This window comes from Streptomyces sp. Act143 (assembly GCF_003143935.1).
Lineage (GTDB): Bacteria > Actinomycetota > Actinomycetes > Streptomycetales > Streptomycetaceae > Streptomyces.
The window spans coordinates 4,959,701-4,974,099 of record NZ_QFRX01000001.1 but is presented as its reverse complement, the minus strand read 5'-3'; the positions used below and the strand labels follow the sequence as shown (position 1 = coordinate 4,974,099).

Below are 14,399 nucleotides of genomic sequence, written 5' to 3'. Positions count from 1 at the left end.
GGTCACTTCCCCTCGGCCCAGCGCCGCACGTGCGGCAGGTCGTCGTCCAGCCAGAAGGCGCTCTCCTCGGGGTCTTTGGAGTCGGTGACGACGAGGATCTCCTCGAACTTCGCACCCGTCCCGCGGAATCCGAGGTGGGGTTCGACCGCCCACAGACCCGGCTGCGGCGGGTGGTCGGAGAAGCGGTACGGCGACCACAGCGGCGACCAGCCCTCGCGGTGGCCGTGCAGCGCGTCGGCGACGAGGCCCTTCAGGGACTGCGTGCCGAACCCGAAGAGGTGCGGGGAGAAGCGTCGATGCTCGACCCGGTCGACCTTGTGGGCGATCACGCCGAAGGGGTAGGCGCGATGCCGGTTGGCATAGCCCTGGCGGACCATGAGGTGGTCCACGTCCTCGTAGATCGCGCGCAGCGGGCGCCGCTCGCGCACCTCGCGCAGGATCAGCTCGCGGTGGGCCTCCAGGTCGTCCATCAGCTTGTCCTGCACCGGGTTCAGGCCTAGGGAGCCGGAGTAGCCGATGTCCGCGGTGAAGCCCTCGTAGACCGGGGCCATGTCGAGGATGAACGGCATCCCGGGCTCGAGCCTGCGGTTCGTGGGGAAGAACTGCAGGGGGATACGGAAGTTCACGAACGCCGTGCGGTCCCCGAACCAGGCGAAGGGAAGGTGGAACCAGTCCCGCACTCCGCGTTCGCGCAGCCACTCGCGCTGCATCCGCGCCGCCTCACGCTCGGTGACGCCGGGCTCCAGCCGGGCCGCGACGGCCTCGGCGCACTCGTACGCCAGCCGCTGGACTTTCCTGAATCCCCGCAGTTCCGCGGTCCGTTCGCCTGCCACTGCCGTCGTCATGCCACCTCGTCCCACCCAGTCCGCGCCGACTGCGCTACGTGCCCGTAACTTGACACCGCCGAATGTGACAGTTGTTAGAGGCTGCGTCAATAGGCGGTGTCCGCCCTGTGGAAAACTCCGGCGCAGCTCCTGCCGAAGCCGCCCCCCGAGCCCCCGCACAGCCCGCCCCAGCCCCCGCCCCGGCCCCCGCGTAGCTCTCAGGCATGGCATCCCCTACGGGCCCGTACGCCTGGAGTCTGACCCGAAGACAGCTCTGCGGTGTGACGACCTCCAGTGGCGTGGGTCACTACTGTCGAAGACGTGACTGTGATCGCGACCGAAAGCCTGAGCAAGCGGTTCCCCCGGGTGACCGCGCTTGACCGGCTCTCCGTGGACGTCGGACCCGGTGTGACCGGACTCGTCGGCGCCAACGGGGCCGGCAAGTCCACACTGATCAAGATCCTGCTGGGTCTGTCCCCCGCCACCGAGGGCCGCGCCGAGGTGCTCGGCCTCGACGTCGCCACCAAGGGCGGCGCCATCCGCGAACGCGTGGGGTACATGCCGGAGCACGACTGCCTGCCGCCCGACGTCTCCGCCACCGAGTTCGTCGTGCACATGGCCCGCATGTCCGGCCTGCCGCCGGCCGCCGCGCGCGAGCGCACCGCGGACACCCTGCGCCACGTCGGTCTGTACGAGGAGCGCTACCGCCCCATCGGCGGCTACTCCACGGGCATGAAGCAGCGCGTGAAGCTCGCCCAGGCCCTCGTCCACGACCCGCAGCTGGTCTTCCTCGACGAGCCGACCAACGGCCTCGACCCGGTCGGCCGCGACGAGATGCTCGCCCTGATCCGGCGCATCCACACCGACTTCGGCATCTCGGTCCTGGTCACCTCCCACCTCCTGGGCGAGCTGGAGCGCACCTGCGACCACGTGGTCGTCATCGACGGCGGCAAGCTCCTGCGCTCCAGCTCCACCACCGACTTCACCCAGACCACCACCACCCTCGCGATCGAGGTCACCGACACCGACGAGCACCCGGACGGCACCCGCGCGATGCGCGAAGCGCTCCACGCGCGCGGGGTGGCCGTCGAGGCGGGCAGCGGCCTGCCCGGCGCCGGCCACATCCTGCTGCTCACCGCCCAGGGCGAGGAGACCTACGACGTCGTCCGGGACGTCGTCACCGACCTCGGCCTCGGCCTGGTCCGCATGGAGCAGCGCCGCCACCACATCTCGGAGGTCTTCCAGGACGACCAGGAGACCGAGGAACAGCAGCGGAAGGAGGCCGTCGGCCATGGCAGCTGAACACCCGGTCGCCACCCCCGCGGGCGACCAGACCCGCATCCACAACATCGGCTACCGCGCCTACGACGGCCCCCGCCTAGGCCGCTCGTACGCGACCCGGTCCCTGTACTCGCAGTCCCTGCGCGGCGCCTACGGCCTCGGCCGCTCGGTCAAGTCCAAGGTGCTGCCGATGCTGCTGTTCGCGGTGATGTGCGTGCCCGCGGCCATCATGGTGGCCGTCACGGTCGCCACCAAGGCGAGCGCCCTGCCCGTCGAGTACACGCGCTACGCGATCATCATGCAGTCCGTGATCTGCCTGTACGTCGCCTCGCAGGCCCCGCAGTCCGTCTCGCGCGACCTGCGCTTCAAGACCGTCCCGCTGTACTTCTCGCGGCCCATCGAGACCGCCGACTACGTCCGCGCCAAGTACGCGGCTCTGGCCTCGGCGATGTTCATCCTCACCGCCGCCCCGCTGCTCGTCCTCTATGTGGGCGCCCTGCTCGCCAAGCTGGACTTCACCGACCAGACCAAGGGATTCGCGCAGGGACTTGTCTCGGTGGCACTGCTCTCGCTGCTGTTCGCCGGCATCGGCCTGGTCATCGCCGCCGTCACTCCGCGCCGCGGCTTCGGCATCGCGGCCGTGATCGCCGTCTTCACCATCTCCTACGGCGCCGTCACCACCCTCCAGGCCATCGCCGACGCCCAGGGCAGCACCTCCGCCATCCCGTGGATGGGCCTCTTCTCGCCGGTCACCCTCATCGACGGCGTGCAGTCCGCCTTCCTCGGCGCGACCCCGGCGCTGCCGGGCGGGCACGGGCCCTCGAACGGCCAGGGCGTGGTGTACGTCCTCGTCGTCCTCGGCCTGATCGCCGCCTCCTACGGCCTGATGATCCGCCGCTACAAGAAGGTGGGACTGTGACCACGCTCTCCATCGACCACGTATCGCGCTGGTTCGGCAACGTGGTCGCCGTCAACGACATCACCATGACGATCGGCCCCGGCGTCACCGGCCTCCTCGGCCCCAACGGCGCCGGAAAGTCCACCCTGATCAACATGATGGGCGGCTTTCTCGCCCCCTCCACCGGCACCGTCACCCTCGACGGCGAGCAGGTGTGGCGCAACGAGGCCATCTACAAGCACATCGGCATCGTCCCCGAGCGCGAGGCGATGTACGACTTCCTCACCGGCCGTGAATTCGTCGTCGCCAACGCCGAGTTGCACGGCCTGGGCGCCAAGGCCGCCCAGAAGGCGCTGGCCACCGTCGAGATGGAGTACGCGCAGGACCGCAAGATCCAGACGTACTCCAAGGGCATGCGCCAGCGTGTGAAGATGGCGTCCGCCCTGGTCCACGACCCCTCGCTGCTGCTCCTCGACGAGCCCTTCAACGGCATGGACCCGCGCCAGCGCATGCAGCTCATGGACCTGCTGCGCCGCATGGGCGACGAGGGCCGCACCGTTCTGTTCTCCTCCCACATCCTCGAAGAGGTCGAGCAACTCGCCTGGCACATCGAGGTCGTGGTCGCGGGCAGGCACGCGGCGAGCGGTGACTTCCCCAAGATCCGCCGCCTGATGACCGACCGCCCGCACCGCTACCTGGTGCGCTCCAGCGACGACCGCGCCCTCGCGGCCGCGCTGATCGCCGACCCGTCGACGTCCGGCATCGAAGTCGACCTGGCGGAGGGCGCGTTGCGCATCCAGGCCGTCGACTTCGGCCGTTTCACCGCCCTGTTGCCGAAGGTCGCCCGTGACCACGGCATCCGGCTGCTGACGGTCTCGCCGTCCGACGAGTCCCTCGAGTCCGTGTTCTCGTACCTGGTCGCGGCGTAGGAGGCCGAAGATGTACGACCCCACAGTCGCCCGACTCACCTACCGGGCCCTGCTCGGCCGCCGCCGGGCCCTCATCCTGGGCGCCCTGCCCCTGCTGCTGATCGTGATCTCCGTGATCGTGCGCGCCCTGGTGGGCGCCGACGACCAGACGGCGTCCGACCTGCTGGGCGGCCTCGCGCTCGCCACCATGGTGCCGATCATCGGCGTCATCGCCGGCACCGGCGCGATCGGCCCGGAGATCGACGACGGCTCGGTGGTGTACCTGCTGTCCAAGCCGATCAAGCGGCCCACGATCATCTTCACCAAGCTGATCGTCGCGATCGCGGTCACCATGGTCTTCTCGGCCCTGCCGACCCTGATCGCGGGCCTGATCCTCAATGGCAACGGCCAGCAGATCGCCGTCGCCTACACGGTCGCCGCGCTGGTCTCCTCCATCGCCTACGCCGCGCTCTTCCTGCTCCTGGGCACGGTGTCGCGGCACGCGGTCGTCTTCGGCCTCGTCTACGCCCTGGTCTGGGAGGCACTCTTCGGCTCCCTGGTCTCCGGGGCCCGCACGCTCAGCGTCCAGCAGTGGTCGCTGGCGGTGGCCCACAAGGTCGCGGGCGGCGACCTGGTCACCTCCGACGTCGGCCTGCCGACGGCGACGGTGCTCCTGGTCGTGGTGACCGTGCTCGCCACCTGGTACGCGGGTCAGAAGCTGCGGACGCTGACGCTGGCCGGCGAGGAGTAGGTGCCACGAGGTACGGACGCCACGCTTATTGACGGGGGCTTCACCCCCGTCCCGGCACACTGGGCCGACGGGATGCACGGCTAGGAGGAACGGAGATGGCGGACGCGCACCACGACGGGCGGGACCGGCCCGGGGACGAGTCCTGGGACGGTCTCGTCCTGGACGAGGACTTCATACGCTCCGCGGAGACCTCGGAGCCGTCCGCCCGGGCCCGGATGCTCGCCGCGCGCTGGCGCCGCGAGGAGCCCGAGCCGAGGCCGTGGCGCTCCGACGAACCGCCCGCGGGCTGGTTCTTCAGCAAGGCCCGCCGCAGGTGGTGGCGCCGGTAGGCGAACACCCGGCCGATTAATTCAGTGGCGCCCAACTCGGCTTACCGGCACGATGGTTGTGTCCCCGCGGCCGGTGAACGAACCGGCGCCACGTTCTGGGAGAGGAGCCGGGCGATGTCCATGCACGACAGTACGTCCAGCTCCCGTCAGGGCAGTCGGCGGAGGACTCCGGTGTAGTTACCCCACCGTCGAGTCCACCGCACCGGACTGCCCGGGGCGGCCGCTTCGAGCACGCGATGTCGCTCTCGCGTGGGCCGCCCACCCGGAGGATTGGCCGAGAGGTAAGGCACCGGCTTGCTAAGCCGTGGTCGGGGGAAACCCCGCGCACGTTCGATCCGTGCATCCTCCGCGATACGTCGTCACCGCGACTCCGCCGACAGTACTGCCGACGCAACCGGCTCCGCCGACGTCACCGCCGGCGCAACCGATGACGGCGGCATCAACCGAGCAACCGCTCCAGCACCACCGCGATCCCGTCCTCCTCGTTCGAGGACGTCACCTCGTCGGCCACCGCCTTGAGCTCCTCATGGGCGTTGGCCATCGCCACGCCCCGAGCCGCCCAGCCGAACATCGGGATGTCGTTCGGCATGTCGCCGAAGGCGATCGTGTCGGCGGCCTTGAGCCCCAGCCGACGCGCGGCCAAGGACAGCCCCGTCGCCTTGGACAGGCCCAGCGGGAGCAGCTCCACGATGCCCTCACCGGCCATGGCGACGGTCACGAACCCGCCCGCCGCCTGCCGCGAGGCCTCCGCCAGCTCGTCGTCCGACAGCTCAGGATGCTGTATGTAGATCTTGTTCAGCGGCGCGGTCCACAGGTCGGCCGCGTCCGTGAACGGCGTCGCGGGCAGGTCGCCGGTGAGCGCGTACCCCTGCCCCACCAGCACCTCGCCCTCCAGCCCGTCCCGGCTGGCCGCCAGGTACAGCGGGCCGACCTCCGCCTCGATCTTGGCGAGGGCGACCCCGGCCAGCTGCCGGTCCAGCGTCACGGACGTCAGCAGCCGGTGCGCACCGGCGTCGTACACCTGCGCGCCCTGCCCGCACACCGCGAGGCCCTCATAGCCGAGGTCGTCGAGGATGTGCCGGGTCCAGGGGACCGCGCGGCCGGTCACCACGATGTGCGCGGCACCGGACGCCGTGGCCGCGGCGAGCGCGGCACGGGTGCGGTCCGAGACCGACTCGTCGGAACGCAGCAGCGTCCCGTCGAGATCGGTCGCGATCAGCCTGTACGGAAATCCCCCGGCCGAGGTCGAAGTCGAGTCGCTCACTTGGCGACCGGCTCCAGCACCTCACGGCCGCCCAGGTACGGGCGCAGCAGCTCGGGGACGCGGACGGAGCCGTCGGCCAGCTGGTGGTTCTCCAGGATCGCCACGATCGTGCGCGGTACGGCGCACAGCGTGCCGTTGAGCGTCGCCAGCGGCTGCACCTTCTTGCCGTCGCGCATGCGGACGGAGAGACGGCGCGCCTGGAAGCTGTCGCAGTTGGAGGCCGAGGTCAGCTCGCGGTACTTGCCCTGGGTCGGGATCCACGCCTCGCAGTCGAACTTGCGCGAGGCGGAGGCGCCCAGGTCGCCCGAGGCGACGTCGATGACCTGGAAGGGCAGCTCCAGGCCGGTCAGCCACTGCTTCTCCCACTCCAGGAGCCGCTTGTGCTCGTTCTCGGCGTCCTCGGGGGCGACGTACGAGAACATCTCGACCTTGTCGAACTGGTGCACGCGGAAGATGCCGCGGGTGTCCTTGCCGTACGTGCCGGCCTCGCGGCGGAAGCACGGCGAGAAGCCGGCGTAGCGCAGCGGCAGCTGGTCGGCCTCCAGGATCTCGTCCATGTGGTACGCGGCGAGCGGGACCTCGGAGGTGCCGACCAGGTAGTAGTCGTCCTTCTCCAGGTGGTACACGTTCTCCGCGGCCTGGCCGAGGAAGCCGGTGCCCTCCATGGCGCGCGGGCGGACCAGCGCGGGGGTGAGCATCGGGACGAAGCCGGCCTCGGTGGCCTGGGCGATCGCCGCGTTGACGAGGGCGAGCTCCAGGAGGGCGCCGACGCCGGTGAGGTAGTAGAAGCGCGAGCCGGAGACCTTCGCGCCGCGCTCGACGTCGATGGCGCCCAGCAGCTCGCCGAGCTCCAGGTGGTCCTTGGGCTCGAAGCCCTCGGCGCCGAAGTCGCGGATGGTGCCGTGCGTCTCCAGGACGACGAAGTCCTCCTCGCCGCCGACGGGGACGTCGGGGTGGACGAGGTTGCCGAGCTGGAGGACCAGGCGCTTGGTCTCCTCGTCGGCCTCGTTCTGCGCGGCGTCGGCCGCCTTGACGTCGGCGGCCAGCTGGCTCGCCTTCTGCAGCAGCTCGGCCTTCTCGTCCCCGGTGGCCTTGGGAATGAGCTTGCCGAGCGACTTCTGCTCGGAGCGCAGCTCGTCGAAGCGGACGCCGGACGACCTGCGCCGCTCGTCGGCGGACAGGAGAGCGTCGACGAGCGCGACGTCCTCTCCACGGGCGCGCTGGGACGCGCGAACTCGGTCGGGGTCCTCACGGAGCAGGCGAAGGTCAATCACGCGCTCAAGGCTACCGGTGCCGGATGTCAGCCCACGACTCGCTATTCCGAACCGCGCGTTACATACCGTTATGGGGGAATTGCCCTCTGTGTTCGCCCGTGTCAATAAAAGGCGTCTCACTCCCTGGAACGAGGCAGGTTCCGGACGCCTGGTTGACTGGATTCCCTTGTGGAGGGCGGGACTTGGCGGCGGCTCTGTCCACAGGAATCCACACCCCGGATGAGTTATCCACAGGCTGTGCGAAAGATCTGTGGACTTCGAAAATGATCATTCCGATTCGGATGTGCGAGGCGAAGAATTCTCGATCCAAACCGTCTTCACGCCCACTTTCGAGTGGAAATGGGTCGCTCCAAAGGATTGATCGATGGAAACGGGTGGACGAAGGGTGACCTGTGGGCCTGTGGACGAAGTTGGGGGCTGTAGGGCGATTTGTCGACTGGATAGCACTTCCGTGTCGACTTGTCCCCAGGTCGAGATGGCAGCCTGTGGATAACACCTGTGGATAACGAAAATATGCAGGTAGGAGCGGCCGGAAACCTGCTAGAAACGTCCGTCCTGGCAGCGAGCCACCCAGTCCGACGCGGCCATGAACTCGTCGTCCGAGGTGCCACGCAGCGGCGCACGCACCTCGCCCTTGGTCACGTCCGCACGCGGGTACGAACCGAGGAACCGCACCTCCAGGCAGATCCGCTTCAGCCCCATCAGGGCCTCGGCGACCCGTCGGTCGGAGATGTGGCCCTCGGCGTCGATGCAGAAGCAGTAGTTGCCGATGCCGGCGCCGGTGGGGCGGGACTGGAGCAGCATGAGGTTGATGCCGCGGGTGGCGAACTCGCCGAGCAGGTCGCGCAGGCCGCCGGGATGGTCGTCGCGCTGCCACAGCACGACGGAGGTCTTGTCGGCGCCGGTCGGCGCGGCGGGCCGGGCGGGCCGGCCCACCAGCACGAACCGCGTCTGCGCGTTCTCCGCGTCGTGGATGCCGGTCTCCAGGGCCTCGAGGCCGTAGAGCGCGGCGGCGAACTCACCGGCGAAGGCGGCGTCGTACTGGCCCTCCTGGACCAGCCGGGCGGCGTCCGCGTTGGAGGCGGCGGATTCCCAGTCGGCGTCCGGGAGGTTCTTCTTCAGCCAGTTGCGGACCTGCGGCTGGGCCGCCGGGTGCGCGGAGACCGTCTTGATCTCCGAGAGCTTCGTGCCGGGCCGGACCAGCAGCGCGAAGGTGATCGACAGCAGCACCTCGCGGTAGATCATCAGCGGGGCGCCCGCGACCAGCTCGTCGAGGGTGGTGGTGATGCCGCCCTCGACGGAGTTCTCGATCGGCACGAACGCGGCCTCGGCCTCGCCGACCCGGACCGCGTCCAGGGCGGACTGCACGGACACGTACGGGATCAGCTCCCGTGTGGCCGCCTCCGGAAGCCTGCGCAGAGCGGCTTCGGTGAAGGTGCCCTCGGGGCCGAGGTACGCATAGCTGGCTGGCATGACCTCACCCTAATGGGCCTTGCGAAACGGAGGGCACTCGTTCCACCACGGCCCCTCCGCTGAGTGAATGGCCGTGACCGAATGCCGTCCCGCCCGTTGGCCCGCACGCCGCACGCCGACTCCTCATCCCTCCAGCAGCCGCTGCCCCACGTACTCCCCCTCCGCCGCCCCGCCCGGCACCGCGAACAGGCCGCTGGACTCGTGGCGGATGTACTGGGACAGGGCGTCCCCGCGGTCGAGCTTGCGTTGGACGGGGACGAAGCCGCGCAGCGGGTCGGCCTGCCAGCAGACGAAGAGGAGCCCCGCGTCCGGGGTGCCGTCCGTGCCGATGCCGTCGTGGAAGGACCAGGGGCGGCGGAGCATGGCCGCGCCCCCGTTCTGGTCGGGCCGGGTGATCCGGGCGTGGGCGTTGAGGGGGACCACCAGGTCGCCCTTGGCGTCGGTCTTCTCCAGGTCCATCGCGGTCGTCTCGGAGCCGCCGGTCAGCGGCGCCCCGTCGGCCTTGCGACGTCCGATCACCTGCTCCTGCGCCTTCACCGTGAGCTGCTCCCAGTCGTCGAGGAGCATGCGGATGCGGCGTACGACGGCGTAGGAGCCGTTCGCCATCCACGCGGGGTCCCCGGACGAGGGGACGAAGATGCGCCGCTCGAAGTCGGACTCCGCCGGCTTGGGATTGCGGGTGCCGTCGATCTGGCCCATGAGGTTGCGGGCGGTCATGGGGTGGGCGGTGGCGCCCGGCGAGCGGTTGAAGCCGTTCATCTGCCAGCGGACCTTCGCCGCGTCGCCCGCGTCCTTCTGGACCGCGCGCAGGGCGTGGAAGGCGACGAGGGCGTCGTCGGCGCCGACCTGCACCCACAGGTCGCCGTTGCTGCGCGCCTTGTCGAGCCGGTCGGAGGAGAAGTCGGGCAGCGGGTCGAGGGCGGTCGGCCGCTGCTTCTCCAGCCCGGTCCGGGCGAAGAAGCTGTGCCCGAAGCCGAAGGTGATCGTCAGCGAGGACGGTCCGGCGTCCCGCGCGACATCCGTGTCGTCGATCGCCATCGCCTCGCCCGCCATGAGCCGCCGTGCCGTCTCCGACCAGCGGCGCAGCAGCGCGGCGGCTCCCTTGCGGCCCGCGCCCGCCGCCAGGTCGAAGGCGATGAGGTGGCCGCGGGCCTGGAGGCCCTGGAGGATGCCGGGCTGATGTTTCCCGTGAAACATCACCTCCTCGGCGCCGAGCGAGGTCAGCGGGGTGGCCTCGGCGGGCCGGGCGGCGTAGCCCGCAGCTCCGCCGGCGGCGCCGAGCACGAGCCCGGTGGCACCGGCGGTGCCGAGCAGCCGGCGTCGCGAAAGGCCCTCCTTGGGGGCGCTTTCGGAAACGCCGTCATTAACTGCCTTCTCGGCGGTCCGGGTCTGCGGAAGGGACTGGTCAGCCACGGTGGTTCAGCCGATCTGCGCGTTCTTGGAGACGGTGGTCTGGTCGATGTCGGAGGTCCGCACGGTCACGGCGACCTTCCAGTCGCCCGCCATGGGGAGCTGCACACCGCCGGCCGACCAGTGGCCGGTGGTGATGCGGTCGGGGGTGACGGGCAGCGGCCCGATGTTCTTGGCCTCCAGGGTGAAGGACACCTTCACCTCGGGGACGTCGAAGGCCCGGCCGTTGGGTCGCTCCACGTAGACGTGCATCTCGTTGGCGCCCACGCGCGCGGGGTTGAGGTCGATCCGCACGATGCCCTTGCCGTCCTCGCCGCCGGTGTCGAAGGGGATGTCCAGGGTGACCGCGGAGGACGTGTCGCCGGAGGAGGACGAGGAGGACGACGAGGCGGCGGACGAGGACGTGGCCGCCTTGGCCTCTTCCTCGGTGCGGCCGGGCTCGGTCTGGGTCAGCACGGTGGTGACGGCGAGCAGGACGACGGCGACGCCCGCCTCGGCGAGCACCGAGCGGCGCAGCCCGAACCGGTCGGGGTCGGCGTCCCGCTGCCGCTTGCGCCGGGCGGCGTCGACGGCGGCCCGCTGCCGGGCGAGCTGGGTGGCCCGCACGGAGTCGGCACCGGCCGCCCCCGCTCCGACGCGCTCCTTCTCCCGGACGGCTGCCCCTTCCGTGTCGGCCTCGTCGGTCTCTTCGGCCTCGTCGGTCTTTTCGGTCTCTGCGGCCTGTGCGGTCTCCACCGCGCTCGCGTTCCCCAGCCGTCGCGTCCACCGCCGTGAGATCCACGCGATGCCGACGAGCAGCGCCACGAGCCCGATCTTGACGAGCAGCAGCCGGCCGTACCCGGTGTCGGTGAAGGCGGACCAGGAGCCGAGCTGCCGCCAGGACTGGTAGATGCCGGTCGCCACGAGGGTGAGGACGCTGCCGAAGGCGAGGGTGGAGAAGCGGGCCACGGCGGAGCGTTCGATGGGGGTGTCCGCGCGGTACAGGGCCACCAGGAGCGTGGCCAGGCCGCCGAGCCAGGCCGCGACGGCCAGCAGGTGGAGCACGTCGACGGGCATCGCGATGCCGGTCTGGAGGCCGGTGGAGGCGTGCTCGGCCATGGCCCAGCTCGCGGCGAGTCCGGCGGCGACGACGGTGCCGCCGATGGCGAGCCCGAAGGTGAGGTCGCGCTTCTCCTCGTCCTCGCGTTTGTCGTACGCCCCGAAGAGCACGGCGATGAACAGCGCCGCCGCGGAGAGCAGCAGCAGCCGGGAGACGAGCGCGGCGCCGGTCTTGGTCTGCAGGACCTGGCTGAGCAGGCTCAGGTCGAAGACGTCGCCGAAGGAGCCGGTGCTGGTGTAGGAGCCGCGCAGGAGCAGCAGCAGGAGCGTGGCGGCGGTGAGCGCGAGCCATCCGGCGACGACGGTGCGCTGTACGGCCCGTACGCCGGAGCCGCGTTGCCAGCAGGCCAGGACGAAGGCGGCGCCGCCGACCATGACGATGAAGCCGGCGTAGGAGACGTAGCGGCCGAAGCCGTAGAGCCAGCCGACGACTCCGCCGCCGGCGGTCTGGCCGGAGACGGAGACGGTGGTCCGGGAGGGGGCGCCGACGGAGAAGGTGTAGGCCCCGGCGACGGGGTGGCTGTCCTCGGAGACGACCTGGTAGGTGACGGTGTACGTGCCGTCGGGCAGTCCGCTGTGCAGGCCCACGGCGTAGGTGGTGCCGCTGACGTTGGACGCCTTGCCCTGGTCGACGCGCTTGCCCTTGGGATCGAGGACCCGCAGCGAGTCGTCGGACATCGCGACCTTCTCGGAGAAGGTGAGCGAGATCTGGGTCGGGGCCTTGTCGACCACCGTCCCCTGCTGGGGGTCGCTGCCGGTCAGCGCGGCGTGCGCGGAGGCCGGCCCGGCCCCGGCGAGGAGCAGTCCGGTGGCCGCGAGGAGCAGCAGCACCAGGACCCGTGCGCGGGGGGCGATGGTCTGCGTCAAGGTGGGTCCCTCCCTCAGTGACCGGTCTTGGGGGTGTACGTCGCGGACTTCACCGGCATCTCGACGGTGACCGGGTCGGAGTCGGCGAAGTGCAGTTCGACGGAGACGGTCTCGCCCTGCTTCGGCTTGCGCTTCAGCTTCTCGAACATCAGGTGGTTGCCGCCGCTTTTGAACACGAGTTGACCGTGGGCGGGCACGTCGAGGTTCTTGACCTCCTGCATGGCGGAGTCGACGGTCTCGTGCATGGTGACCTCGCCGAGGTCACTGGTCACGGACGTCAGCTCGTCCTTAGTGCCGCCCTTGTTGCTGACGGTCAGGAAGCCGGCGGCCATCGAGTCGGAGACCGGCTGCGGGATGTAGGCGCCGCTGACGGAGAGTTCGGCCTTGCCGTCGTCGGAGGAGCCGCACCCGGTCAGCAGCAGGGCCGCGGTCAGTCCGGCGCCGAGAAGGGCCGTCCGCTTCACGGGGTCTCTCCCTCGACGAGCTTGGGGAGGTCCTTGATGTAGTCGTCGACGGTGGCGTCCTCGGTGTAGAGGACGTATCCGGCGTCGGTCTTGGGGGAGAAGGCGACGACCTGGGTGCCGTGGGTGGAGACGGTCTTGCCGTTCTTGTCCTTGTGCGGGGCCTCGATGGTGATGCCGAGGGTGCGGGCGCCGGCCTGGATGGTGGCGAAGTCGCCGGTGAGGCCGACGACCTGGGAGTCGATGCCCTTGAGCCACTTGCCGAGCGCCTTGGGGGTGTCCCGGTCGGGGTCGGTGGTGACGAAGACGACCCGCAGTTCGTCCTGCTGTGCCTTGGACAGCTTGCTCTTGGCGACGGCGATGTTGCTCATGGTCGTCGGGCAGACGTCGGGGCAGTTGGTGTAGCCGAAGTAGACCAGCGTGGGGTGGCCCTCGGTCTGCTCGCGGAGGTCGTACTTCTTGCCGTTCGTGTCGGTGAGGACGAGGTCCGGCTTCTCGAAGGGCTTGTCGAGGACGATGGCGGCCTTGGCGGCGGCGGAGTCCTCGGAGACCACGGAGACGGGCGAGCCGGTGTCGTCACCGCCGCCGCAGGCGGTCAGGGTCAGGGAGGCGGCGGCGAGCAGGGTGGCCGCGGCGAACGTCTTCTTGCGCATAGAGAAATGTCCCAGATGTGATGGCTCCGGCGGGCACCGGGGCGGTACGGGCGGCCGTGCCGCCCCGGTGCGGCGCGCGGACGGTCGGACTCAGGCGTCGGCGCCGGTGCGGCGGCGTCCGGCGAGCACGCCGTAGGCCACGCCGAGCGCGCCGACGACGATGCCCACGACGGCGAGGACGCGGGCGGTGGTGTCACTGCTGTCGGCCGGGGCGGCGGCCTCGGCCGCGGCCTTCTCGGCCGACTTGGCGTCGTCGGACGTCTTGTCGGCGGCCGTCGAGCCGTGCGCGTGGCCGTCCTCGGCGGCCTCGGACAGCGTCAGCACGGGCGCCGGGTTCTCGGGCTCCTCCTGGCCGTCCTGCTGGACCTCGATCCAGCGGACGACCTCCTTGTTGGAGTACGTCTGGATCGCCTTGAAGACCAGTTCGTCGGTGTCCTCGGGCAGGGCGCCCACGGAGACCGGGAACTTCTGGAAGAAACCGGGCTGGATGCCGTCGCCGCTGGCGGTCCAGGTGATCTTGGAGACGGCCTGGTCGATCTTCTCGCCGTGCATCTCGATCGGCTTGTCGAGCTTGGCCTTGGTGACCTTCACGTCCCAGCCGTCGACGGGCTCCGGCATCGCGGAGGCCAGCGGGTGGTCGGTGGGGAAGGTGACCTCGAGCTTGGTGGTCGAGGCCTTGTCGCGCTCGTTCGGCACCTTGAAGTCGACGACCGCGTAGCCGCCCTTGGCCGCGGTGCCCTCGGGCTGCACGCTGACGTGCGCGAACGCGGGGGAGGACAGGACGACGACGGCCGAGGCGGTGAGGGCGCCGACGGCGGCGATCCGAGAAGCCTTCATGAAAAGGGGCACTCCACTTCGAGAGATGGTTTCCGGTGATGAAGAGGGGTACGCGCGCGTGGAGGTGCCGA

At 70.2% G+C, this 14,399-nt stretch carries 14 protein-coding genes and 1 tRNA gene; 6 read left to right on the top strand and 9 right to left on the bottom strand.

Features of this window, described 5'->3' with window-relative positions; all coding sequences use genetic code 11:
* Nucleotides 1–2 precede the first annotated feature (2 nt).
* A complete protein-coding gene (locus DI272_RS22500; RefSeq protein WP_181387283.1) occupies nt 3–845 on the bottom strand; it encodes a M24 family metallopeptidase in 843 nt (280 codons plus the stop codon).
* Nucleotides 846–1,151: 306 nt separating this feature from the next.
* On the opposite strand from DI272_RS22500, the gene DI272_RS22495 reads away from it, so the two are divergent.
* The 6 genes from DI272_RS22495 to DI272_RS22470 all read left to right on the top strand — a co-directional run bounded on the left by DI272_RS22495 (nt 1,152) and on the right by DI272_RS22470 (nt 5,340).
* On the top strand, nt 1,152–2,126 hold the full coding sequence (locus DI272_RS22495; protein WP_109497096.1) for an ABC transporter ATP-binding protein: 975 nt from the start codon (nt 1,152–1,154) through the stop codon (nt 2,124–2,126).
* On the top strand, nt 2,116–3,024 hold the full coding sequence (locus DI272_RS22490) for an ABC transporter permease subunit (protein ID WP_109497095.1): 909 nt from the start codon (nt 2,116–2,118) through the stop codon (nt 3,022–3,024). The genes DI272_RS22495 and DI272_RS22490 overlap by 11 nt, the downstream gene beginning before the upstream one ends.
* Nucleotides 3,021–3,932, top strand: a complete 912-nt coding sequence (locus DI272_RS22485) for an ABC transporter ATP-binding protein (protein ID WP_109497094.1) — start codon at nt 3,021–3,023, stop codon at nt 3,930–3,932. Before DI272_RS22490 ends, DI272_RS22485 begins: the two co-directional genes overlap by 4 nt.
* Nucleotides 3,933–3,942: 10 nt before the next feature.
* Complete coding sequence (locus DI272_RS22480) at nt 3,943–4,662, top strand: ABC transporter permease subunit (RefSeq protein WP_109497093.1); 720 nt, start codon at nt 3,943–3,945, stop codon at nt 4,660–4,662.
* Nucleotides 4,663–4,757: 95 nt separating this feature from the next.
* Nucleotides 4,758–4,991 (top strand): hypothetical protein, encoded by a 234-nt coding sequence (locus DI272_RS22475; RefSeq protein ID WP_109497092.1) that lies wholly within the window; start codon nt 4,758–4,760, stop codon nt 4,989–4,991.
* Between the two features lie 264 nt (nt 4,992–5,255).
* Nucleotides 5,256–5,340 (top strand) — tRNA-Ser (locus DI272_RS22470).
* Between the two features lie 90 nt (nt 5,341–5,430).
* On the opposite strand, the gene DI272_RS22465 is transcribed toward DI272_RS22470, so the two are convergent.
* From DI272_RS22465 to DI272_RS22430, 8 genes are all read right to left on the bottom strand, one after another.
* Complete coding sequence (locus DI272_RS22465) at nt 5,431–6,255, bottom strand: HAD family hydrolase (protein ID WP_109497091.1); 825 nt, start codon at nt 6,253–6,255, stop codon at nt 5,431–5,433.
* Nucleotides 6,252–7,529 carry a serine--tRNA ligase gene (gene serS / locus DI272_RS22460; RefSeq protein WP_109497090.1) on the bottom strand — a complete coding sequence of 426 codons (1,278 nt, stop codon included), beginning with the start codon at nt 7,527–7,529 and terminating at the stop codon, nt 6,252–6,254. The genes DI272_RS22465 and serS overlap by 4 nt, the downstream gene beginning before the upstream one ends.
* Nucleotides 7,530–8,069: 540 nt before the next feature.
* Nucleotides 8,070–9,002: a prephenate dehydratase gene (gene pheA, locus DI272_RS22455; protein ID WP_109497089.1), complete on the bottom strand. Its 933-nt coding sequence runs from the start codon at nt 9,000–9,002 to the stop codon at nt 8,070–8,072.
* Between the two features lie 123 nt (nt 9,003–9,125).
* Nucleotides 9,126–10,415, bottom strand: coding sequence for an iron uptake transporter deferrochelatase/peroxidase subunit (gene efeB, locus DI272_RS22450; RefSeq protein WP_109497088.1), 1,290 nt, complete (start codon nt 10,413–10,415; stop codon nt 9,126–9,128).
* Between the two features lie 6 nt (nt 10,416–10,421).
* Nucleotides 10,422–12,377, bottom strand: coding sequence for a copper resistance protein CopC (locus DI272_RS22445; RefSeq protein ID WP_109497087.1), 1,956 nt, complete (start codon nt 12,375–12,377; stop codon nt 10,422–10,424).
* 14 nt (nt 12,378–12,391) lie between these two features.
* On the bottom strand, nt 12,392–12,841 hold the full coding sequence (locus DI272_RS22440) for a copper chaperone PCu(A)C (RefSeq protein WP_109497086.1): 450 nt from the start codon (nt 12,839–12,841) through the stop codon (nt 12,392–12,394).
* Nucleotides 12,838–13,491 (bottom strand): SCO family protein, encoded by a 654-nt coding sequence (locus DI272_RS22435; RefSeq protein ID WP_109497085.1) that lies wholly within the window; start codon nt 13,489–13,491, stop codon nt 12,838–12,840. Before DI272_RS22435 ends, DI272_RS22440 begins: the two co-directional genes overlap by 4 nt.
* Before the next feature lie 90 nt (nt 13,492–13,581).
* Complete coding sequence (locus DI272_RS22430) at nt 13,582–14,328, bottom strand: YcnI family protein (RefSeq protein WP_109497084.1); 747 nt, start codon at nt 14,326–14,328, stop codon at nt 13,582–13,584.
* Nucleotides 14,329–14,399: the final 71 nt, after the last annotated feature.